The following is a 21314-nucleotide window of genomic DNA, read 5'->3' as shown; positions in this document are numbered from 1 at the left end:
TTGGCGCGCACGAAATCGTCAGCGAATGCATGCGCAGCAGGAGAACCTATGCGCTGCGGCAGCGACGAGGGGCTGCGACGACTGTCTGCTTGACGCTGCCTGATTCCACAACCGGGCGTTGGCGGTGGAACAGGGTGAAGGCGATCAATCCGAACACGATGCCTACCGCCGCGGCGACTGTGAAGGCCGCGTCGAGCCCGGCTACGAAGTGCGGCAATGTCATCGGCTGGTCCGCGTCGGCCACGCCACGGAATACGGTGCCCAGCACCGCGACTCCGAGCGCGAGCCCGAGCTGCCGCGCGGTGTTCACCGCACCCGCCGCCGTGCCACCCTGCTGCGGTGGCACCGCGGCCATACCCACCGACACGAGCGCTGGCGCGTTGATACCGATCCCGGCACCGATCACCACGAACCCGGGAACCAGTGCCGCCCAGGATGATCCGGCATCGACAATCGTGAGCAGCCCGGTGCCGATCCCGACCACCACCAGCCCCGCGCCGATGGTCCACTTCGGCGGAGCATCGTGCATGAGCCGCCCGAACACCCCGGCGACCAGGAACGCGGTCGCGGCTATGGGCAGCAACGCCAAGCCCGCGTGCAGCGGCGTCATCTGCAACTGCTGCTGCAACCAGAGCGAAACCAGGGGAGTGCTGGCGAAAGCCGCGAACGTCTGCCCACTTGCCCCGAGCAACGTCGCCCCGAAGTCACGATTGCGCAGCAGCGTCAGCGGGAACATCGGTGCGGCACTGCGGGATTCGACGACGGCGAAGACGACCACCGCGACAGCGCCCAGTATCAGTGCGGCCACCGCGCGACCATCCGACCAGCCGTGCTCACCGCCGCGAATGACGCCGTAGGTGAGCGCGGTCGCCGCGGTGGCGAAGGCGAGCATGCCCGGCACGTCGACGGCCCGGTCCGCGCGCCGCACCGACGCCGGGAACACGCTGGCGGTCAACGCGATTGCCAGCACCGCGATCGGCAGGTTGACGAAGAAGATCCACCGCCACGACAGCGCCTCGGTCAGCACGCCACCGAGCACCACCCCGACGCCGGCCGCCGCACCGGACACCGCACCCCAGACGCCGAAGGCGATGCCGCGGTCGCGTCCGGTGTAGGTCGAGTGCAACAGCGACAGCGTGGTCGCGAACATGGCCGCGCCGCCGATCCCCTGAAGTATCCGCGCCGCAATGAGATTCGACGAGGTGTCGGCGATGCCGCAGCCGAGCGAGGCGAGCGCGAACAGGACGAGCCCGGCGAGATAGGCGCGTTTGGCGCCGACCCGGTCGGCGAGCGAACCGAGCACCAGCAGCAGCGCCGCCAAGGCCAGCGCGTAGCCGTCCACCACCCATTGCAGGCTGGACAGTCCGGCGTGCAGATCGGTCGCGATGTCGGGCAGCGCGACGTTCACGATGGTGACGTCGATGAGGAGCATCAGCGTGCCGAGACACGCGGCGAACAAGGGGAGCCATTTCTTCACTGGGGGCCTCCACGGCGGAATCGAACGATATCGACGCCAAGCGTGCGGCAATCGAACGTATCCCCCTAGCCGGATGGCTCGCTGCGTTAGATTCCTCCTATGCCGCACGATGCCTCCCCGGAATCCTCCGCGCTGGACGTTCTCGATCGACAGATCCTGCACGCGCTGGTGCACGACGCGCGGATCCCGTTCACCAAGCTCGGCGGCATCCTCGACGTCTCCGAGCAGACGGTGGCCCGCCGCTACCGTGCGCTGCGCGAGCGCGGCATCATGCACGTGTCCGGTCAGGTGAACGCGGTGCCGCTCGGTCACGCGCGGTGGGTGCTGCGGATCAAGTCGACACCGGACAAGGCGTTGCGGCTGGCCGAATCACTGGCCAGATTCCCGGATTTGAGCTGGGTCACGCTGCTGTCCACCGGTTCCGAGGTGACCTGCGTGAGCAGGCCGCGCTCCCTCGAACGACGGGACGCGCTGCTGCTGCACACGCTGCCGCGGGCGAGTCAGGTGCGTGAGGTGACCGCGCACGAGGTGATGCACCGATTCGAGGCCGACGAAGAATGGCCGCGCTTCAGCCACCTCTTCACCGAACAGCAACTGCATGAGTTGGGACCGCAGCGCTCCCGGCTGGAGAGCACCGGACCGGAGACGCCGCCGGATCTGACGCCCGAGGACGAGGCGATGCTCGCGCTGCTCGGCCGCGACGGCCGCGCGCCGTACGCCCAGATCGCGGCCGAAACCGGTTGGACCGCACCACGAGTCGCGCGCCGGATGACCGAGCTCGCGGAGTCGGGCGTGCTGTATTTCGACCTCGACTTCGCGGTCGAGCGAATGGGGTACACCGTGCGGGGCGCGCTGTGGCTGCGGGTTCGCCCGGCCGACCTGGACGCGGTGGGCCGGGCGATGGCGACTCATCCCGAGATCGTGTTCGTCGCCGCGACCACCGGCCCGACCAACCTGATGGCGTCGATAATCTGCCGCGACACGCCCCACCTCTACCGCTACATCACCGAACGCCTCGGCCCGCTGGACGGCATCACCGATCTCGAGGTCACCCCCTCGCTGCGCGTGCTCAAGCAGGCGCAAACGCTGCTGGACAGCGACCGGGTGTCGGTGGTGCGTTGACTAGCGCGGCGTTTGCCGAGGCCACAGAAGTCCGTTCGCGTGTTCCCGGGCGCGTCGCTTGACTCGAACACGTGTTCGTCTAATCTTGGCGCCAGAACTTGTCGGTGCCGCCCTCTAATGTTGGCGCCAACCACAGCAGAGACTTACCCGTCGAAAAGGGGATCAAGACATGGCACCACAGGCGTACGACCGCGACAAGGCTCTCGAACTCGCTCTTGCTCAGGTTGAGAAGAACTTCGGCAAGGGCGCGGTCATGCGTCTCGGTGATGAGGTACGTCAGCCCCTCGCGGTGATCCCGACCGGCTCCATCGCGCTGGACGTCGCGCTCGGCATCGGCGGCCTGCCGCGCGGCCGCATCGTCGAGGTCTACGGCCCGGAATCCTCGGGTAAGACCACCGTCGCACTGCACGCGGTGGCCAACGCCCAGGCCGCGGGCGGCGTCGCTGCGTTCATCGACGCCGAGCACGCGCTCGACCCGGATTACGCCAAGAAGCTGGGCGTCGACACCGATGCGCTGCTCGTCTCGCAGCCGGACACCGGTGAGCAGGCGCTGGAAATCGCGGACATGCTGGTTCGCTCCGGCGCCATCGACATCATCGTCATCGACTCGGTGGCCGCGCTGGTGCCGCGCGCCGAGATCGAGGGCGAGATGGGTGACAGCCACGTCGGTCTGCAGGCCCGCCTGATGAGCCAGGCGCTGCGCAAGATGACCGGTGCGCTCAGCAACTCCAACACCACCGCCATCTTCATCAACCAGCTGCGCGAGAAGATCGGCGTGATGTTCGGTTCTCCCGAAACCACCACGGGCGGTAAGGCGTTGAAGTTCTACGCCTCGGTCCGCCTCGACGTGCGCCGCATCGAGACGCTCAAGGACGGCACCGACGCGGTCGGCAACCGTACCCGGGTGAAGGTCGTGAAGAACAAGGTCAGCCCGCCGTTCAAGCAGGCCGAGTTCGACATCCTCTACGGCCACGGCATCTCCAAGGAGGGTTCGCTCATCGACATGGGTGTCGAGCACGGCTTCGTCCGTAAGTCCGGCTCCTGGTACACCTACGAGGGCGACCAGCTCGGCCAGGGCAAGGAGAATGCCCGCAAGTTCCTGCTGGAGAACGTCGATATCTGCAACGAGATCGAGAAGAAGATCAAGGAGAAGCTCGGCATCGGCGCCGATGTGACCGCGGATACCGCTACCGCCGAGGTCCCCGCCGATTTCTGATCCGATGAACGGCCGACGCTCGTCCCCACCGAGCCGGACCGCGCCCGATGAGTCGCGGTCCGAGCCGGTGCAGGAGATGCGTCGTCGGCTCCAAGAACTCCTGTCCGCCTCTGGTGCCGCCACCGATCCTGGATCTTGGCCCGGCGAACAGGACCCCGGACGAGTCCGGTCGGCCGAAGGTGGTTCGGCCGAACCGGACACGTTGGGAACTCGGTCGAGCGCGTCCGATCCGCAGCGGGCGCGTTCGACTGGGTCCAGCCGCGGACGTCGAAAGTCGTCCCGGCGCACAGACTCCCTGTCGGCTGATTCCGAACAGTCCGAAGGCCGATGGGCGGATCCGGTGGCGGCCGGATCCGAGCGGGGTGCTCGCTCCACGGAGCTCACCCCGCCAGGCGGGACGGTCGAGCAGGCGAAAGAGGCGTGTCTTCGCCTGCTCGCCGTCCGCGCCCGCAGCCGTGCCGAACTCGCCCAGCGCTTGGCGACCAAGGGCTACAGCGAAGAGATCACCGAGCGTGCCCTCGACCGGCTCACCGAGGTCGGCCTCATCGACGACGCGGCCTTCGCCGAACAGTGGGTGCACTCCCGGCACACCTTCTCCGGCAAGGGCAAACAGGCCCTCGCCCAAGAACTTCGCCGCAAAGGCGTAGCCCAGGAAGACGCCGCCCCCGCCCTCGAGGCCATCAGCTCCGACGACGAGGAATCCCGCGCCCGCGAACTCGTCCGCCGCAAACTCCGCAGCATCCCCTCCGGCCTCGACCGCGACAAAACAATCCGCCGCCTGGTCGGCATGCTCGCCCGCCGCGGCTACAACCAATCCACCGCCTTCACCGTGGTCAAAGCCGAACTGGCCCAAGCCGAGTTCGACACCGCAGACATCGAACCGGACTAACGACGCAGTCCCCAATTCCAGCAAACAGCCCAGCGCCGTCCGCAGATCTCGGCACAGCGCGGTGAGCAGAGATCCGCGTCGATCGGTTCGTAGGCGCATCGGTTCCTTGCCACCGCAAGTCCAGCCGCCTCGCCAGGCGGTGCTCTCGAGACACCGAGGCGAGCCGACTGCCCGCAAACAGATCTCCTGCAGCGGCCATATGACCCAAGCGACAGATAGGTTCGGCCTCGCACACCTGCTTCTGACTTCGCACACTCCTCGGCACGCCACGAGGTATGTGGAAGAAGAAGCAGGTATGCGAACAGGCCTGGGTTCCAGCGTGCGGACTGGCTGTGGTCCCGTTGCGGGAGCTCCGCGAATTGAGGCGAGTCGAATGGTTGCTGTTGAAGATCGTTGAGCGACCATATGACTCGCCTCGACGGGTTAAACGCCTTGGGGGTCGCGGGAGGGGTGCGGTCTGATCGATCTGCCCAAGGATTGGCACGAGGGCGACCTGGCCGGACTGGGCAACGCGATCGCCGGTAGTCATGGCGAGGATCAAGTGGCGGTGATGCAGTAGGTGGCGTCTGCGGGGTCGCTCATCAGGGTCCAGTGCTCGAACCATTCCCCCAACCGTGGCGCCGAGGGTTTCGTGCCAGGTGGCGGTGGCTTCGATGTCCGACGAGGGTCGGCCAACGCTGTGCCGGCCGAATCGAATCGTGTTTGTCGGAATCGTCAGATCCTCAAAGCGTTCAGTCGGTTCGGAACCGCTGTCGCTGGTCAACCTCGAGTCGGGAAGTTTGTGGCTACGGCTTGTTCGCCGAGTTTCAGTCGCGGCCTTCGAAGCAGCTGTTGCTCGCTGGGTTCGAGTCGGGGCGTTCGAGGTCGCGCCTTGCTTGCCGGGTTTGGGTTGCGAGGTTCGGAGCGGCCGTCGCTTGCCGGGTTTGAGTTGGGAGGTTCGGGGCCGCTGTTGCGTGTCGGGCTCGGGTTCGGGGTGTTCGAGGTCGCGGCTTGTTCGCCTGGTTTCAGTCGCGAGGTTCGGGGCCCTGGCTTGTTCTCCAGGCTCGAGCCAGGGGGTTCGGAGCGGCTGTTGCGTGTCGGGCTCGAGTCAGGCGTTCGAGGTCGCAGCTTGCTTGCAGGGTTTCAGTCGGGAGGTTCGGAGCGGCTGTTGCTTATCGGGTTCGAGTCGGGAGGTTCGAGACCGCGGCTTGCGTGTCGGGTTGAGTCGGGAGGTTCGAGGTCGCGGTCTGCGTGTCGGGTTGAGTTGGAGGCTCGGCGCGGTTGTTGCGTGTCGGGTTCGAGGCTGCGGCTTGCTTGTCGGGTTTCAGTGGGGAGGGTTCGGGGCGGTTGTTGCGTGTCGGGCTCGAGTCGGGAGGTTCGATACCGCTGTTGCGTCTCGGGTTTCAGCTGGGGCGTTCGAGCGGCTGTTGCTTGCCGGGTTTGAGTTCGAGGTCGGGGCCGCTGCTTGCTTGTCGGGTTTCAGCCGGGGGCATTTGAAGCAGCTGTTGCTCGCTGGGTTTCGGTCTGAACGTTCGAAGTCGTCGGTTGCTTGCTTGGTCGGCGTTGGTCCGGGCGTTCGGACCTTTCCGGCCGCTATCTACCGCCCGTGTCGTCGAGGGGGCTTGACGCCTACGCTCCTTCATCGGACCCGGGGGCGGGCCAGAGGTCTGCCGATAATGCCCAGCGGGCGTAGGTGTTTTCCGGGTTCACTGTGATCACGTCGCACACTCGCACTACCTGGTCCAGCTCGTCCCCTAGATGGGCGAGGGCTGGGGTGACTACGGCGTCTGCGTCGACTCGCTCGATCGTGTTCAGCAGTTGCGGTATCGGATCATCGGTTTGCGCGCCGAAGACCACGATCTTGGCGAGCTCGTAGCCGAGTCTCTTTGCCACGCTGCGGATCTGTGTCTCGTCCCAGACCTGCGACACTCCCGACACATCGCGGCGCAGATACCCGATCGCCGTCGGCCGTCCCCACATCCCCAGTTGCCCTCTCGTCGTAGCCAGGTCTCGCGTGCAATTTCCGAGATTAGAAGTGGCCAGTGCCGGTTGGACAGCTTGTTGCGAAAAGTTGCCGATTTGGGGGCCGCAGGTTCCGAACTGCACTTATCATCTTGGCGGATTTCAGTGCACCACATGCGTATTCATCACTTGACCAGCTGCCTTGCCCTTGACCCGTCGTTCGACGGAGCGGGACAATCGACGAGCTCGGGGCAACAGTTCGCAACATCCCATGACAAGGGGTCAACGATGCGTCTGACTTTTATCGGCGAGGATCCGGGCTCGAATCCGAACGGCTCGCCCACGGTGTATCGCACCGACCGGGATTCGTGGATCGTGCAGGGATGGGTAGTCACCGACCCCGAGGCTCTTGCCCACATGAACATTCCGCAGGGCGAAACCTGCGTGGAGATCCCCGACAGGATGATCCAGTTCTTCAGGAAGGGAGACCGTGGCATCGATAGCCTATGAAGAGTTCGAGCGATTACTGGGCGAGTTCGTTGTGGAGTCAATGCATCTGGAGACGCGAGACACCTATCGCACGGCGGTCGAGTTGCCGCACATCGCACAGTGGACCGCCGGTGAACCCGACGATCTGGTCTGGCTGCAGGGCTGGTGCGCAACAGTCCGCAACCATGTGTCCGCAGGCCGATCGGTTCGTCGAGCCAGGATCGTTTCGGAACCGCTGAGCGACTACCAGCGCTGGTCCAACAGCATTGCCGCGCCGATGGTGGAGGCCGGTGAGGACATCCGCTGGGTGCCGCGCCGCCTGACGTCCTCGGTGCCCATCCCCGGCAACGACTTCTACCTGCTCGACAATCGACTCGTGATCTTCCTCCACTACGCGGGCAGCGGCGTGGCCACCGACCAGGTCACCTCCGTCGATCCGCACGACATTCAGCTGTGCCGCACCGCCTTCGAGGCCGTGTGGCAGCTGTCCATACCGCACCGTGACTACCGGCCCAGCTAGTTCCGCGCAGGAGGCCCGGCGGGCCCTCGGCAACCGGCTGCGGGATATCCGCAAAGCCGCCGGTATCACCATTCGTCAGCTCGGTGCGGAGACCGGCCAGCACTTCACTCGAGTGTCCAAAATCGAGAACGGTGTGCAGTTTCCGACCGATCGCGACATCCGCGACTGGTGTCAGGTCTGCGCCGCCGTCGATCAGGAACTCGACTTGGTCGCGACACTGCGCGCGGTCGACTCGGCCTACCTGGAATACCGGCGGCAGAGCCGGGCAGGCATGAAACGGGTGCTCGGCGCGCACACGCCCGAGCGTTACCAGGCGACGAAGGTGTTCCGCATCTACGAGCACAACGTGATCCCCGGTCTCTTCCAGACGGCGGAGTACACGGCGGCCATGCTGGCGTTCTGGATTCGCTTTCTCGACACCCCCAACGACATCGAGGAAGCCGTTCGAGTGCGCATGGACCGGCAACGGGTCCTGCATCGTGGCGGCAAACGGTTCGTGGCCGTGCTCGAGGAGCAGGCGCTGCGCACCTGGTTCGGCACGGCGGAAGTCCAAGTGGGACAACTGGGTCGCCTACTGGAATTGATGTCGATGCCGAACATCTCGCTCGGCATCATTCCGCTCATGACCGAACGCGAGGCGGTCGGCTCCACCGGCTTCTGGATCTTCGACGACGCCATGGTCGCCCTGGAAACGCCAACCGCGGGCATTCAGGTCACCCAGCCTGCCGAGTGCGCCCTCTATGCCCGCATGTTCGAGGTGCTCAAGGGCGCGGCCGTGTATGGCCGCGAGGCAAGGAGTCTGATCTTGCAGGTGCTGAGCGAACTGGACGAATGAATCTCAGAGCCCCGGGATGGTGACGAAAACGGCACCCGCGCTGTCTTGCTGGAAGTAGATGTCGCCCGGGGGATTTCGGTACGACGCGATCCCGGAATCGGGCAGCCAGGTGTAGTCGACCAGTTGTAGCGGCAGCGGTCCGGCAGGCGCGACCAGTTGCACGTCGATGCCGTCAGGTGAGGGAGCGTAGAACTGGAAGCCCGTTTTCGGCAGCGGGGTAATGTCGCGGCCTGCCACCCGCATGGAGATGGGTGCGTTGTCATAGCGCAGCGCGATGCTCGTCGCGCCGCGCGTGGACCGTAGGCGCAGGTGTACGGTGCGCTTTCCCGATTCGGTTGTGTCGGAAAGTATTTCGGCGGTCGGCGCGGACAGTTTCTCGGCCGGTGCGAGGCCGCTCGAAATGGCGGTCGGCCAGAGTTGCGCGAACCGCTCACTGAGCGTGGTCTCGCTGACGAGGTGGCGGGTCCAGCGATCGGGAGTCTCCCGCGAGAGCCACAGGGCCTCATGACGGTCAGCGTCGAGCGCGTACACGAGCTGAGATGTCAGTGGATGACGCTCATCGAAGCGGTCCACCGCCAGCCCGGCGGCAGCGAGCACGAGGGCGAGCACGAACGCTGTCGAAGGGATCGCCCACCCGCGCCGAGCAGGCCACGCCTGAGTGAGGGTCAGCATGAGCAGACCACCGAGCAGCACCACTGCGGGCGCCACCAAGAACGGGGCGGTGGTGATGCCGGTTTGCAGCGGGGTCCACGTTGCGCTGCCGAGGAATACCGCCGCGGGCACCAGGAAAACGGTCAGCACAGGCAGCCGCCACTGCTCGGGCACCGCGAAGGTGGCCGCCACTCCTACCGTCGCGCCGAGGGTGGGAACCACCAGCACGTGCGCGGTAGCAGGCGCCACGATCGCCAGCAGGCCGCCCAATACCGCCAGACAGCACAACAACCCGGCCATAGCGGCCGTGACCCCGAACAGTCGCCGCGCGATCACAAACCAAGCAAGGAGCACCGCAGCCGACATCACCAGAATCGCCACATAGTAAAACTCGGGCCTATACGGATCGACGAACAAGGGGCGGTACTCGGGCCGAATCGCCTTCACCACTTCCCACAACCCATACACCGCACCGGCCGCCAGCGGCGCAGCGACCAAAACCGTAGCGGCAGAACCTAGTATCCCCCGCAGACTGGCCTCGCCGGCCCGCCGCAGCCGCCAGCACAGCCATCCCACGCTGACGACGGTGACCGCGGCGAGCGCGATGATCACCCAGAGCGGCAGCACCACCAGCAGTCCGAACGGCAGCTGGAAGAACGCGCGATCGGCATCATCCGCGACGGTGAGATCCTTACCACCGAACTCCTTGGTCAGCGCAAGGCTGTTGGCACCCATCTGCTGCACCGTCGCCAGATCCACATGCGCCGGGTCGTCGTAACGATTGTGGTAGTACGCGCTGCGCCCGGCGTAGGCCCAGTCCAGCACGCGCAGGCCGCCCGGCTCGAACGAGGCGAAGTCGGTGTTGCTGCCGGTCTGCGCACCGGCCAGCGTCGTGGACAACGAGTCCGTGTTCGGATGCGGCGCGACCCGCTCGACGGCGTCGACCAGCGCAGGATGGGTGGTCCGCCACAACAACACTGGGCCGCCTGCGCCGCGCGCCTCGTGGTTGATGACCACCCCGGTCTTCCGGCCGTCCATGCCCCCGGCGACGAACGCCTCCGCGCCGAGCAGCCCGGTCTCCTCGGCATCGGTCAGCAGGACAACGACATCGTTACGCAACGTGGTGCCGCCCGCGCGCAACGCACGCACACTTTCCAGCACCGTCGCGACCCCGACCCCGTCATCATTCGCGCCCGGACCCGAGGCAACGGAGTCATAGTGCGCCGTCAGGAATACCGTTCCGGTCGAATTCGTCCCCGGCAGCGTGGCAACGATATTGGCGACCCGCGCCATCCCGAGCACATCGCGCTGGACTCCGGTGGGATATCGGCCGACACCCTCCTGTATCTCGGTATCCAAACCGAGCTTCCGCAATTCCCCGACCAGATGATCGCGAACGCGATCGTGCTCTGCCGTACCCACCGGATGCGGCCGCTGCGCGATCTCCTGCACGACCCGGAACGCCCGCTCAGCACTGAAAACGTTCTCGGGCGCGGACTCCGATAGATGCCCGCGCGGCTGCTGATCCCACGCCGTCAGCACCACCACGGCAAGCAGGACCACAAACGCCACGAACCCGGGAAGCCGTCGCCCTATCCCCACGGACGCGATCGTAGCCCGCCCGACCGACAGGCTGGTTGCCCCCAAAGTCAATGCCCCTTGCCAGCAGGCCTTCAACGAGAACGGCGGTGCGCAGGACGCGGGTTACCGCATCCAGCGCACCGCCGTATCGCGTTGCGTCGAACAGCTACTTCTTGATGAGATCCATGCCAGGCGTGGCATCGGCGATGATCGAGTCGGCCGCGAGCACCGCGCCCCGGCCCTTTTTGCGCGCCCGCAACCGCTTCTCCAGCTTGGTCGCCGTGAACGTCAGCGCACTGTTCAAGACGATCATGACGATGGCGATCACGATCAGCGACGGAACCGTGTTCTGTTGCGCCGCACCGAGCTGCTGGCCGGAGCGCACGATCTCGGTGTAGGTGATCTGATAGCCGAGCGCCGAATCCTTCAGCGCGACAACCATCTGCGAGACCAGCGCGGGCAGCATCGCGGTGATCGCCTGCGGCAGCAGGATCAACCGCATCAGCTGGTTCTTGCGCATGCCGAGCGCGACCGCCGCCTCGGTCTGGCCCTTGGGCAGCGAACGAATGCCCGCGCGGACGATTTCGGCGATGACCGAGCCGTTGTAGATGGTCAGCGCGATCACGACCGCGGCAAGCGCCAGATCATCGACCTGGAACAGCTTGTTCTTGGAGAACAGCGCGAACAGGAAGATCATCAGGATCAGCACCGGGATGGCACGTGCCACCTCGACGACCGTGCCCGCGATCGCCCGCACGATCCGATGCTCGGACAGCCGCAGAATGCCGAAGACCATGCCGATCAGCAGCGCGAACACGATCGACAGCAGCGCGGCGACGACGGTGCCCTTCAGGCCGGGCAGCAAGTAGGTCTGCCAGACCTCGAGGTCGACGAACGGCTTCCACTTCTCCGCCGTGAACTGTCCCTTGTCGGCGAAGCCGCTGTAGAGCACCCACAGGAACGCCGCTACCGCGACAACAACGACAACCGAGTAGAAGTGGTGCCGAAGACGTCCCTTGGGGCCGGGCGCATCGAAGAGAACCGAAGGCGCGGCAGTCATCGGGCCACCTCGAATCGTTTGGCGAGCCAGCCGAAGAGCAGCCCGGTCGGCAGGGTCAGGATGACGAAGCCGAGCGCGAAGATGGCACCGACGGCGATCACCGCTGCCTCGTTCTCGTTGATGTTCGCCATCAAGGTGGCGGCTTCGATCACGCCGATGGCGGAGGCGATGGTGGTGTTCTTGGTCAGCGCGATCAGCACGCTGCCGAGCGGCGCGATCACGGTGCGGAAGGCCTGCGGCAGCACGATGAGCCGCAGATTCTGGGTGAAGGTCAGGCCGAGCGAACGACCCGCCTCGGACTGGCCCATGGCCACGGTGTTGATACCCGACCGCAGCGATTCACAGACGAAGGCGCCGGTGTAGATGCTGAAACCGAGGACGGCGTAGCGGAAGTTGTTGTCCGCCACCGAAGTCGGGCCGTCGCCGGCGAGCTTCCAGCCCATCGTGGTGTACAGGCCCAGCGACATGAAGATGATGATCAGGGTGAGCGGGGTGTTGCGGAAAATGGTGACGTAGGCGGTGCCGACCGCGCGGGCGATCGGTACTGGGGACACACGCAGCGCAGCGACGAAAGTGCCCAGGATCAGCGCGCCGACCGCCGAGAGAACGGTCAGTTTGATGGTCACCCAGAAGGCGTCGAGGATTTGGTCGTCATACCTCGAGATCAGGTCGAACACGGCGTACGTGTCCCTCCCATCGGGTCTCGATTTTCAGGGGAAGTGCGGCGGGTGGCCCGACCTGGTGTGGTCAGGCCACCCGTGCGGGGTAGAACTCAGTAGCGGTTGACCTTGGGCGGCTCCGGCGCCTGGTATCCGGACCCACCGACGGTCGCGTCGAAGGCCTTCTTCCAGGAACCGTCGGCGAACATCGCCTCGATCGCGTCGTTGACCTTGTCGCGGAGTTCCTTGTCGCCCTTCTTGAGGCCGATGCCGTAGTTCTCCGTGGTGAACGGCTTGCCGACAACCTTGAACGCACCCGTGCTCTGCGCGGCGTAGCCGGCCAGGATGATGTCATCGGTGGTCACCGCGTCCCACGAACCGGCGCGCAGGCCCTCGAGGCACAGTGAGTAGGTGTCGTTGGTCTGCAGCTGGGTGTCCGGGAAGTTCTTCTCGATGTTCTGTGCGGGCGTGGAGCCCTTCACCGAGCAGACCTTCTTGCCCTTGAGGGTTTCCGGGGTCGTGATGTCGGTGTTGTCGGCGCGCACCAGGAACGACTGTCCCGCAACGTAGTACGGACCGGCGAAGTCGACCTTCTGCTTGCGGGCATCGGTGATCGAGTAGGTGCCGACCATGTAGTCGATCTGGCCGTTCTCGATCAGCGTCTCGCGCTGGCTGGACGGCGCTTCCTTCCAGGTGATGCCGTCGGGCTTCACGCCGAGCTTGTCCGCGACGTACTTGGCGACCTCGACGTCGAAGCCGCTGTAGGAGCCGTCCTTGGTACGCAGACCGAGGCCCGGCTGGTCGAACTTGATGCCGATGGTGAGCTTGCCGTCCTTGGCGTGATCCAGGCCGGACTTGCTGTCACCGCCGCCACACGCGGTGGCGGTCGCGGCGGCGAGTGTCAGCGCGATAGCGCCGACACCGAGTCGCAGGGCACGGTTGATCCTCATCGAGTTTCCTTCTCCCTCTTATGGGTTTGCTGGCCGTGGTCTTGGTACAAGGCCGACCAATGGTTCAGCACGAGCTCAGCGGGTCGATCTGTATTGTTCAGTGGCTCAATATCTTGCCGAGGAAGTCCCTGGCACGTTCGGACTTCGGCGCGGTGAAGAACACCTCTGGTTCGGCGTCCTCCACCACCTGGCCGTCGGCCATGAACAGGACCCGATTGCCCGCGCGACGGGCGAAGCCCATCTCGTGGGTGACGACCAACATGGTCATCCCGTCCTTGGCCAGCGACACCATCACGTCGAGCACTTCCTGGACCATTTCCGGGTCCAGTGCCGAGGTCGGCTCGTCGAACAGCATCACCTTCGGGTTCATCGCCAGCGCGCGGGCGATGGCGACGCGCTGCTGCTGGCCACCGGACAGCTGGGCCGGGTACTTGTCGGCCTGGTTGCCGATGCCGACCCGGTCGAGCAGTTCCATGGCGTGCGTGCGCGCCGCGTCCTTCTTCACCTTGCGGACCTTCATCGGCGCGAGCATGACGTTCTCGACGATCGTCTTGTGCGCGAAGAGGTTGAACGATTGGAAGACCATGCCGACGTCGGCGCGCAGCGCGGCAAGGCCGCGGCCCTCGGCGGGTAGCGGGACACCGTCGATGGCGATGTCACCGGAGTCGATGGGTTCGAGGCGGTTGATAGTGCGGCACAGCGTCGATTTCCCGGAGCCCGAGGGCCCGAGAACAATGACTACCTGTCCCTTGGGGACTTCCAGGTCGATATCGCGCAGGACGTGCAATTCACCGAAGTGCTTTTGCACGTTGCGCATCGAGATCATCGGCGCGCTGGCGGCGCTGGCGTCCCCGGTTGAAGCGTTCCCGGTTGTATCGGGCGCGGCGGCGTCGTCGGTCATGGTCCAAGACTGTAAAGGCAAAATGTGGATTTGCCCGAGTTTCCGCGACACACCGTTTTGCCACGCCGAGATGACACGTCACGTTAACCCGGCCGACCGGTTCGTCCGGATCGACGGTTTTGGATCCCGGGGCGGGCGCGTCGGTGTCGCGGCGTGCCTGATCAGGGGCGGTGCGGGCGGGAGAGCCCCCTTCCGCGAGAGAGCGGGCCGACGGCTAACGCGCCGTCGTTTGGCGGCGCGTTCGTAAGTTCCATGCCCCTAAAATTGGGGTTGGGCGAGCCCGTACCCTGGACCCGTGGAATCGATCGGACAGGCAGTGTTGACTCCCACCCATCCCGCCGCTGAAGGCACCCGCAGCTATGAGGTCCGCACCTTCGGCTGCCAGATGAACGTGCACGATTCCGAACGCTTGTCCGGACTCCTGGAGGACGCGGGTTACGTGAAGGCCGCGCCCGGGGCGACGGCCGATCTGGTCGTCCTCAACACCTGCGCGGTGCGGGAGAACGCCGACAACAAGCTCTACGGCACCCTCGGCCATCTGGCGTCGATCAAGGCGGATCAGCCCGGCATGCAGATCGCCGTCGGCGGCTGCCTGGCGCAGAAGGACCGCGGCACCGTGGTGCGCAAGGCGCCGTGGGTGGACGTGGTGTTCGGCACGCACAACATCGGCTCGCTGCCCGTCCTGCTGGAACGGGCGCGGCACAATGCCGAGGCGCAGGTGGAGATCCTGGAATCGCTGGAGGCGTTCCCGTCGAGCCTGCCCGCCAAGCGCGAGTCCGCCTACTCGGGCTGGGTGTCGATCTCGGTGGGCTGCAACAACACCTGCACCTTCTGCATCGTTCCGTCGCTGCGCGGCAAGGAGGTGGACCGCCGCCCCGGTGACGTGCTCGCCGAGGTGCAGGCGCTGGTCGACCAGGGCGTGCTGGAAGTGACGCTGCTCGGGCAGAACGTGAACGCCTACGGTGCCTCGTTCGCCGATCCGGACGAGGCGCGCGACCGTGGCGCGTTCGCCAAGCTGTTGCGCGCGTGCGGTGCCATCGACGGACTGGAGCGGGTGCGCTTCACCTCGCCGCACCCGGCCGAGTTCACTGACGACGTGATCGAGGCGATGGCCGAGACCCCGAACATCTGCCCGCAGCTGCACATGCCGTTGCAGTCCGGCTCGGACAAGGTGCTCAAGTCGATGCGCCGCTCGTATCGCAAGGCGCGTTTCCTCGGCATCATCGACAAGGTGCGGGCAGTGATGCCGCACGCGGCGATCACCACCGACATCATCGTCGGGTTCCCGGGGGAGACCGAGGAGGACTTCCAGGAGACCCTGGACGTGGTCCGGCAGGCGCGGTTCACCAGCGCCTACACCTTCCAGTACTCCAAGCGGCCGGGCACCCCGGCCGCCGATATGCCCGATCAGCTGCCGAAAGCCGTTGTGCAGGAACGTTATATGCGGCTCATCGCGTTGCAGGAGGAAGTCTCGCTCGACGCGAACCGGGCGCTCATCGGCACCGAGGTCGAACTGCTGGTCGCCGACGGCGCGGGCAAGAAGAACGCTGCCACCGCGCGGATGAGCGGTCGGGCTCGGGACGGCAGGCTGGTGCATTTCCGGCCGGGTGGTACGCCGGAGTCGATTCGGCCCGGTGACATCGCCACGGTCGATATCACCGAGGCGGCACCGCATCATCTGATCGCCGACTCGCCGATCAAGTCGCATCGCCGCACCACCGCGGGTGACGCGCACGAGCGTGGCATCACCCCGAAAACCGAACCGATCGGCGTCGGTCTCGGACTGCCCCGCATCGGTGCCCCCGCGCCGGAACCCGTCGCGGCCGCTGGCTGCTCGACCGGTTGTGGTGCATGAGTGCGCGAACGGCAGACATCGCTGACGTGCTCGGTCATGCTGGAGCCGAGCGCAATACGAGCGAGGGTCGACGCGTAGCGCCGAGTATCCGCGAGGGGGCGGCATGAACGACAAGCCTGGCGAAGACGGCTTCGTAGCGGGCGGTGCGGACCCCGCGCCCGGACACGGCGATCAGCCCACGAGCGCAAAACCTACTACCGGCGGTAGTGGGTCGGCCGAGGCGAACGAACCCGGTGATGGCACAGTGGACGCGGGCAGTGCAGCGAACCACGAACAAGCCGAACGAAACGAGGGTTCAGTGAACTCGGTCGAGAGCAGCAACTTCGAGCAGTTCCGCGACGACCTGGACGCCGTGGAGCGTCGCATCGCAGGGGAAATCGACCCCGGTGTGCGTGCCATGGTGGTGGCCGGCGCGGTGTTCGTCCTGTTGCTCTCGCTGGTGCTGCCGCACGCCGGTGGCGCGCGCGGTTTCGACGTGCTGCTCGGCACCGAGGCCGCCCGGATGGAGCACATCGGGCTGCCGTCCCGGATCTTCGTCTGGTTCCTCGTCATCTTCGGCGTCGGCTTCTCGACGCTGGCGCTGATGACCCGCCGCTGGTTCCTGGCCTGGATCGCGGTCGCGGGCACCGCCATCACCAGCGTGTTCGGCGTCTTCTCGATCTGGCACCGGCAGACACCCGGGATCAACAACTACCACGGTGCCGGGCCCGCCATCGGTCTCATCCTCGGCACCATCGCCGCGATCGTGTTGACGTTCCACTGGATTCGCGTGGTCTGGAGCCGCACCGCATTGCAGTTGGCCGCCGAAGAGCAGCGCCGCAATGCGTCGGTCGCCGCGGAGGAGCGCGACCGTCGTCGCCTCACCGGCGAAAACTGAAGTAGCCGCACACTTTCCGGTTCGCGCTGTGTCGGCGTGCCGCACACCTGACAAGGCGCACACCTCCTGATAAGGCGCACACCGAATCGCATGCGATTCGGTGTGCGCCTTATCAGGGAGTATGCGGCTGTTCAGCGACTGCTGCCGTGGGCGGTCAGCGGTTGGTGACGGCGCCTTCCGCGGCCTCGGCCCACTCGCGCCACTGCTTGGCCTGTTCGAGGGCTTTCTCCGCGTCGCGGGCCTTGCCAGCCGCCTGGGCCTTGGCGGCCTGCTCCTCGAATTGGGCTACCCGCTCACGGAATTGGGCCGCGCGGGCCATCGCCTCCGGGTCGGTGCGGCGCCACTGCGCGTCGACCGCGTCGCGGACCCGCTTCTCGATGGTGCGCAGCTTGCCTTCCAGCTCCTGGATGCGTTCGCGCGGGACCTTGCCGACGGCGTCCCACTTGTCCTGCAGCTCGCGCAGCGCGGCGCGGGCGGCTTCCAGGCCGTTGGCCGGGTCGATGTGCTCGTAGGCCTGCAGCAGTTCTTCCTTGGCGGCCGCGTTCGTGTCGAACTCGGCGTCGCGCTCGGTGACGGCGGCATTGCGGGCGGCGAAGAACACGTCCTGCGCGCTCTTGAAGCGTCGCCACAGCGCCTCGTCGGCCTCGCGCGGCGCCCGGCCCGCGGCCTTCCACTCGGCGAGCAGGTCGCGGAAGATGCCCGCGGTGCCGACCCAGTCGGTCGAGCCGGACAGTTCCTCGGCGCGCACGCAGAGCTCTTCCTTGCGCGTCTTTGCGGAGGCGCGTTCCCGGTCGAGTTCGGCGAAGTGCGCACCGCGCCTGCGGTTGAACGCCTCACGGGCTTTGGAGTACCGCTTCCACAGCGCGTCGTCGACCTTGCGGTCCACGCCGCGGATCGACTTCCACTCGTCGAGGATCTCGCGCAGCCGATCGCCCGCGGCCTTCCACTGGGTGGACTCGGCGGCGATCTTCTCGGCCTCGGCGCACAGCGTTTCCTTGCGCTCGGTGTGCTCGTGGCGCGCCTTGTCTTTCTCCTCCTTGGCCTGCGCGGCAGCCTCTTCGGAGTGTTCGGCGATCGCGGCGAGGCGCTTGGTCAGCCCGTCGATATCGCCGATGACGGCCGCGGTGGGCAGCGATTCGGCGAGAGCGACGGCGGCGGCCTTGGTCTTGCGGGCGTCCGCGCCCGCGGCCAGGCGGGCTTCCAGCAGGGCGACTTCGGTGGCCAGGTCGTCGAAGCGGCGGCCGAAGTGGGCAAGCCCCTCGGCGGCGTCACCGGCCTGCCAGGAGCCGACCTGACGCTCACCCTCGGCGGTCTTCACCCAGGCGGTGCCGTCGTCGTCGACTCGGCCCCAACGGCTCGGGTCGGAGACGGCGGGCACGACGGGGTGCGGATGCTGAGTCTGGCCCGGGGTCGCGTGCGGCTTGGGGGGTTGGATCGAGCCGCCGGGTTTCGGGGCACCGGAAGAGCGCGGCATCGCGCCGGGGCTGGCTTTCGCGGTTCCGTTGCTGTCGGTCATTGCTCCTCGTCCCTGCCGCGCGTCACGGCTGCCTGGTTACGCCCTAGCTCATCCCATTGAACCCGGTTTGAGCGCTTGTGACCATCGACCCATGCCTTCACGCGGAGGAATCTCGGGGATTGCAACCCCTGATGACCTGGGTTGTAGCTCATCGAACAGTATCAATCTCGACCAGCTTTGCGGCAGAGACACTCGAAGCCGGGCGGTACCCGCGGTGCGTAAGGGCGCCGCGCGGAACGGTTACGGTTACCACGTGTTCTCGATTGCCGCCCTGGTCCCGTCGCCGCCGATCCTGGTGCCCGAGCTCTGCGGCGGTGCGACGGGCGCGATTCCAGGTCATCCGGGGGATCCGCGAGCGCGGCTGCGGGCCGCCGTGCTGGCCGCCGCGGAAGTGCTTGCGGCAGTGACAGACCGCTGGACAGTTATCGGTACCGGAGCCGCCGACCAGGTGTTCGGTCCGGAGACGGTCGGTACGTTCCGCGGGTTCGGCGCGGACGTGCGGGTCGCGCTTTCCGCGGCCGCCGCGGCCGAGCCGGATCCCCAGCATCCGCTGCCGGTGTTGATCGCTGGGTGGTTGCGGGGGCAGGTAGCTCCGGCTGTGAGTGCCGAGGTTCGCATTGTCGCCGAGGACACTTCGGTGGCGTGCTGCTTCGAACTGGGGGCGAAACTGCGTGCGGAATTGGACAATTCGGACGAACGGCACGGTGTGCTGGTGATCGCCGATGGTGCCGCGACGTTGTCGTTGAAGGCGCCGGGTTATCTCGACGAGCGGGCCGGTGCAGTGCAGGACGAGCTCGATCGCGCGTTGAGCGCGGGGGACCTGGCCGGGTTGCGCGCGTTGGATCCCACGTTGAGTGCGGAACTGGTGCTGTCCGGTCGGGCCGCGTATCAGGTGCTGGCCGGGTTGTTCGACACTGATCCGATGGTCGAGACGCTGTATCAGGACGCACCGTTCGGCGTCGGCTACGACGTGAGTCTCTGGCGACCTGCTGGGACGGAGTCATGACCGGCATCACTCCGATCGCTGTCGTCGGCCCCACCGCGACCGGCAAATCGAATCTCGGCCTCGATCTAGCCGAACGGCTCGGTGGCGAGATCGTCAATATCGATGCGATGCAGCTCTATCGCGGCATGGATGTCGGCACCGCGAAACTCACCGTCGCCGAACGGCGTGACATCCCGCATCACCAACTCGATGTCCTCGACGTGACCGAAACCGCCACCGTTGCCGCCTATCAGGCCGCTGCGAGTGCGGACGTGGTCGCGATCATGGCGCGCGGTCGCGTCCCGGTTATCGTGGGCGGCTCGATGATGTATGTGCAAGCGCTGCTGGACAAGTGGGAGTTCCCCGCCACCGACCCTGCCGTGCGCGCCCGCTGGGAGGCCGTGCTCGCCGAGGGCGGAGTCACCGCGGTGCACGCGGCGCTGCGGGACGCAGATCCGGCCGCGGCGGCCACCATCCTGCCCACCGACGGGCGACGCATGGTGCGCGCGCTCGAGGTCGTCGAACTCACCGGTCAGCCCTTTGCCGCCTCCGCGCCCGAAATCGGTACGCCGCGTTGGGACACGGTGATCATCGGTGTCGACCGCGAGACCGCCGCGCTCGACGAACGGATCGAACGACGCACCGAGCTGATGTTCGCCGACGGACTCGTCGACGAGGTACGCGCCCTGATCGAGCACGGCCTGCGCGACGGCGTGACCGCCCGGCGCGCCATCGGATACGCACAAGTCCTGTCGTACCTCGACAACGAATACGACTTGAAGCACGCGCAAGAACGCACCCTGATCGGCACCCGGCGCTACGTTCGACGGCAGCGCTCGTGGTTCCGGCGCGACCCACGGGTGCGCTGGGTGGACGGCGCCGCACCCGATCTGGTGGCGACCGCGCTCGCCCTGCTCGACGAGAAAGAACGGACTCCGCAGTGACCCGACGTGTGAGCACCCGCAATGCCTCCGTCCAGGTGTGGCAGGCCTACCTGAACAACCGGACCAAACGCCACCGCGACGGGCGCTTCCTGGTGCAGGGCGTCCGCCCGATCACCCAGGCCATGGCCAACGACTGGCCGCTGGAGACGCTGCTCTACCGCCTCGGCACGCCCGACCTGTCCAGCTGGGCCAGGGAGCTGTTGGACACCAGTGACGTGCCGCAGGTCGGCCTGGTGCCGGAGCTGATGGCCGAGCTCGGCGAAAAGGTCGGCGGGATACCGGAATTGGTGGCCGTTGCGGTGTCGCGGCAGCAGGAGCTCGACACCTTCGAGCCGGGGGAACCGGGGGAGGACGCACCCGTGGTCGTGGTGTTCGATCGGCCGAATTCGCCGGGCAATCTGGGCACGTTGATCCGGTCGGCGGACGCGTTCGGTGCCAGCGGCGTGATCGTCACCGGGCACGGTGCCGACCAGTACGACCCGCAGGCCGTTCGGGCGTCGACGGGTTCGCTGTTCGCGATGCCGGTCCTGCGTGCGGCCGGGGCCGCGCAGGTCCTCGAATTCCGGGATCGGCAGGAACGACGCCGCATCCCGACCCGGATCGTCGGCACCGACGAGAACGGTCCGCGCGCCACCTACGACCACGACTTCACCGAGGCCACCATCCTCGTCGTCGGCAACGAGACCAGCGGGATGAGCGCCGCCTGGCAGGAAGCCTGCGATGCCATGGTGCACATCCCGATGGGCGGCACCGCGAGCTCGCTCGGCGCGCCCTCGGCCGCGGCCGTCGCACTCTACGAAATTTCCCGGCAGCGCCGGACGTTTGCCAAATGACGAGTAGTTAGGG

At 66.5% G+C, this 21314-nt stretch carries 19 protein-coding genes; 11 read left to right on the top strand and 8 right to left on the bottom strand.

Annotated elements, in window-relative coordinates:
• Positions 1-46: 46 nt before the first annotated feature.
• On the bottom strand, positions 47-1477 hold the full coding sequence (locus tag ACQPW1_RS35160; RefSeq protein WP_433656517.1) for an MFS transporter: 1431 nt from the start codon (positions 1475-1477) through the stop codon (positions 47-49).
• Positions 1478-1576: 99 nt separating this feature from the next.
• On the opposite strand from ACQPW1_RS35160, the gene ACQPW1_RS35155 reads away from it, so the two are divergent.
• From ACQPW1_RS35155 to recX, 3 genes are all read left to right on the top strand, one after another.
• Positions 1577-2599, top strand: a complete 1023-nt coding sequence (locus ACQPW1_RS35155) for an Lrp/AsnC family transcriptional regulator (protein ID WP_433656515.1) — start codon at positions 1577-1579, stop codon at positions 2597-2599.
• 169 nt (positions 2600-2768) lie between these two features.
• Positions 2769-3815 carry a recombinase RecA gene (recA, locus tag ACQPW1_RS35150; protein ID WP_433656513.1) on the top strand — a complete coding sequence of 349 codons (1047 nt, stop codon included), beginning with the start codon at positions 2769-2771 and terminating at the stop codon, positions 3813-3815.
• Between the two features lie 340 nt (positions 3816-4155).
• The gene (gene recX, locus ACQPW1_RS35145) at positions 4156-4704 is read left to right on the top strand and encodes a recombination regulator RecX (protein WP_433656511.1); all 549 of its coding nucleotides are present in this window, start codon (positions 4156-4158) and stop codon (positions 4702-4704) included.
• Positions 4705-6312: 1608 nt separating this feature from the next.
• Here the strand turns inward: recX and ACQPW1_RS35140 are convergent.
• Positions 6313-6663, bottom strand: coding sequence for a hypothetical protein (locus ACQPW1_RS35140; RefSeq protein ID WP_433656509.1), 351 nt, complete (start codon positions 6661-6663; stop codon positions 6313-6315).
• A 156-nt stretch (positions 6664-6819) separates the two neighbouring features.
• Here ACQPW1_RS35140 and ACQPW1_RS35135 point away from each other — a divergent pair, with 156 nt between their 5' ends.
• The 3 genes from ACQPW1_RS35135 to ACQPW1_RS35125 are packed head-to-tail and all read left to right on the top strand — an operon-like array spanning position 6820 to position 8489.
• Complete coding sequence (locus ACQPW1_RS35135) at positions 6820-7155, top strand: hypothetical protein (protein WP_433656507.1); 336 nt, start codon at positions 6820-6822, stop codon at positions 7153-7155.
• Between the two features lie 40 nt (positions 7156-7195).
• Positions 7196-7654, top strand: a complete 459-nt coding sequence (locus tag ACQPW1_RS35130) for a DUF6879 family protein (RefSeq protein ID WP_433656505.1) — start codon at positions 7196-7198, stop codon at positions 7652-7654.
• Positions 7635-8489, top strand: coding sequence for a helix-turn-helix domain-containing protein (locus tag ACQPW1_RS35125; RefSeq protein ID WP_433656503.1), 855 nt, complete (start codon positions 7635-7637; stop codon positions 8487-8489). Before ACQPW1_RS35130 ends, ACQPW1_RS35125 begins: the two co-directional genes overlap by 20 nt.
• 3 nt (positions 8490-8492) lie before the next feature.
• Here the strand turns inward: ACQPW1_RS35125 and ACQPW1_RS35120 are convergent, their stop codons facing one another.
• The 5 genes from ACQPW1_RS35120 to ACQPW1_RS35100 form a co-directional block, all read right to left on the bottom strand.
• Positions 8493-10742, bottom strand: a complete 2250-nt coding sequence (locus ACQPW1_RS35120) for a M20/M25/M40 family metallo-hydrolase (protein WP_433656501.1) — start codon at positions 10740-10742, stop codon at positions 8493-8495.
• Between the two features lie 145 nt (positions 10743-10887).
• Positions 10888-11781, bottom strand: coding sequence for an amino acid ABC transporter permease (locus ACQPW1_RS35115; RefSeq protein WP_433656499.1), 894 nt, complete (start codon positions 11779-11781; stop codon positions 10888-10890).
• On the bottom strand, positions 11778-12458 hold the full coding sequence (locus ACQPW1_RS35110) for an amino acid ABC transporter permease (RefSeq protein WP_433656498.1): 681 nt from the start codon (positions 12456-12458) through the stop codon (positions 11778-11780). Before ACQPW1_RS35110 ends, ACQPW1_RS35115 begins: the two co-directional genes overlap by 4 nt.
• A gap of 95 nt (positions 12459-12553) precedes the next feature.
• Positions 12554-13390 (bottom strand): glutamate ABC transporter substrate-binding protein, encoded by an 837-nt coding sequence (locus tag ACQPW1_RS35105; RefSeq protein WP_433656496.1) that lies wholly within the window; start codon positions 13388-13390, stop codon positions 12554-12556.
• 97 nt (positions 13391-13487) lie between these two features.
• A complete protein-coding gene (locus ACQPW1_RS35100; protein ID WP_433665420.1) occupies positions 13488-14216 on the bottom strand; it encodes an amino acid ABC transporter ATP-binding protein in 729 nt (242 codons plus the stop codon).
• Positions 14217-14586: 370 nt separating this feature from the next.
• Between ACQPW1_RS35100 and miaB the strand changes: the two genes are divergently transcribed.
• Positions 14587-16146 (top strand): tRNA (N6-isopentenyl adenosine(37)-C2)-methylthiotransferase MiaB, encoded by a 1560-nt coding sequence (gene miaB / locus ACQPW1_RS35095; protein WP_433656494.1) that lies wholly within the window; start codon positions 14587-14589, stop codon positions 16144-16146.
• 103 nt (positions 16147-16249) lie between these two features.
• On the top strand, positions 16250-17023 hold the full coding sequence (locus ACQPW1_RS35090; protein ID WP_433656492.1) for an Rv2732c family membrane protein: 774 nt from the start codon (positions 16250-16252) through the stop codon (positions 17021-17023).
• Between the two features lie 154 nt (positions 17024-17177).
• Here the strand turns inward: ACQPW1_RS35090 and ACQPW1_RS35085 are convergent, their stop codons facing one another.
• Positions 17178-18539, bottom strand: coding sequence for a DUF349 domain-containing protein (locus tag ACQPW1_RS35085; RefSeq protein ID WP_433656490.1), 1362 nt, complete (start codon positions 18537-18539; stop codon positions 17178-17180).
• A 253-nt stretch (positions 18540-18792) separates the two neighbouring features.
• On the opposite strand from ACQPW1_RS35085, the gene ACQPW1_RS35080 reads away from it, so the two are divergent.
• From ACQPW1_RS35080 to ACQPW1_RS35070, 3 genes are read left to right on the top strand one after another with little or no spacing between them, the layout of a single operon-like run.
• Positions 18793-19545, top strand: a complete 753-nt coding sequence (locus ACQPW1_RS35080) for a hypothetical protein (RefSeq protein ID WP_433656489.1) — start codon at positions 18793-18795, stop codon at positions 19543-19545.
• Positions 19542-20468 (top strand): tRNA (adenosine(37)-N6)-dimethylallyltransferase MiaA, encoded by a 927-nt coding sequence (gene miaA / locus ACQPW1_RS35075; RefSeq protein WP_433656487.1) that lies wholly within the window; start codon positions 19542-19544, stop codon positions 20466-20468. The genes ACQPW1_RS35080 and miaA overlap by 4 nt, the downstream gene beginning before the upstream one ends.
• The gene (locus ACQPW1_RS35070; protein WP_433656485.1) at positions 20465-21301 is read left to right on the top strand and encodes a TrmH family RNA methyltransferase; all 837 of its coding nucleotides are present in this window, start codon (positions 20465-20467) and stop codon (positions 21299-21301) included. Before miaA ends, ACQPW1_RS35070 begins: the two co-directional genes overlap by 4 nt.
• The last annotated feature ends 13 nt before the right edge of the window (positions 21302-21314 follow it).

Source organism: Nocardia sp. CA-128927 (assembly GCF_050955855.1).
Lineage (GTDB): Bacteria > Actinomycetota > Actinomycetes > Mycobacteriales > Mycobacteriaceae > Nocardia.
This window is presented reverse-complemented; position numbering and strand designations above follow the sequence as displayed.

What these genes read in the sequence shown, in the direction of transcription:
- ACQPW1_RS35135 (WP_433656507.1), top strand. Translation starts at nt 6,820, where the DNA reads ATGCGTATTCATCACTTGACCAGCTGCCTTGCCCTTGACCCGTCGTTC.
- ACQPW1_RS35090 (WP_433656492.1), top strand. Translation starts at nt 16,250, where the DNA reads ATGAACGACAAGCCTGGCGAAGACGGCTTCGTAGCGGGCGGTGCGGAC.
- recA (WP_433656513.1), top strand. Translation starts at nt 2,769, where the DNA reads ATGGCACCACAGGCGTACGACCGCGACAAGGCTCTCGAACTCGCTCTT.
- ACQPW1_RS35155 (WP_433656515.1), top strand. Translation starts at nt 1,577, where the DNA reads ATGCCGCACGATGCCTCCCCGGAATCCTCCGCGCTGGACGTTCTCGAT.
- ACQPW1_RS35130 (WP_433656505.1), top strand. Translation starts at nt 7,196, where the DNA reads ATGCATCTGGAGACGCGAGACACCTATCGCACGGCGGTCGAGTTGCCG.
- ACQPW1_RS35100 (WP_433665420.1), bottom strand. Translation starts at nt 14,216, where the DNA reads ATGATCTCGATGCGCAACGTGCAAAAGCACTTCGGTGAATTGCACGTC.
- ACQPW1_RS35140 (WP_433656509.1), bottom strand. Translation starts at nt 6,663, where the DNA reads ATGTGGGGACGGCCGACGGCGATCGGGTATCTGCGCCGCGATGTGTCG.
- ACQPW1_RS35115 (WP_433656499.1), bottom strand. Translation starts at nt 11,781, where the DNA reads ATGACTGCCGCGCCTTCGGTTCTCTTCGATGCGCCCGGCCCCAAGGGA.
- ACQPW1_RS35085 (WP_433656490.1), bottom strand. Translation starts at nt 18,539, where the DNA reads ATGACCGACAGCAACGGAACCGCGAAAGCCAGCCCCGGCGCGATGCCG.
- ACQPW1_RS35105 (WP_433656496.1), bottom strand. Translation starts at nt 13,390, where the DNA reads ATGAGGATCAACCGTGCCCTGCGACTCGGTGTCGGCGCTATCGCGCTG.
- miaA (WP_433656487.1), top strand. Translation starts at nt 19,542, where the DNA reads ATGACCGGCATCACTCCGATCGCTGTCGTCGGCCCCACCGCGACCGGC.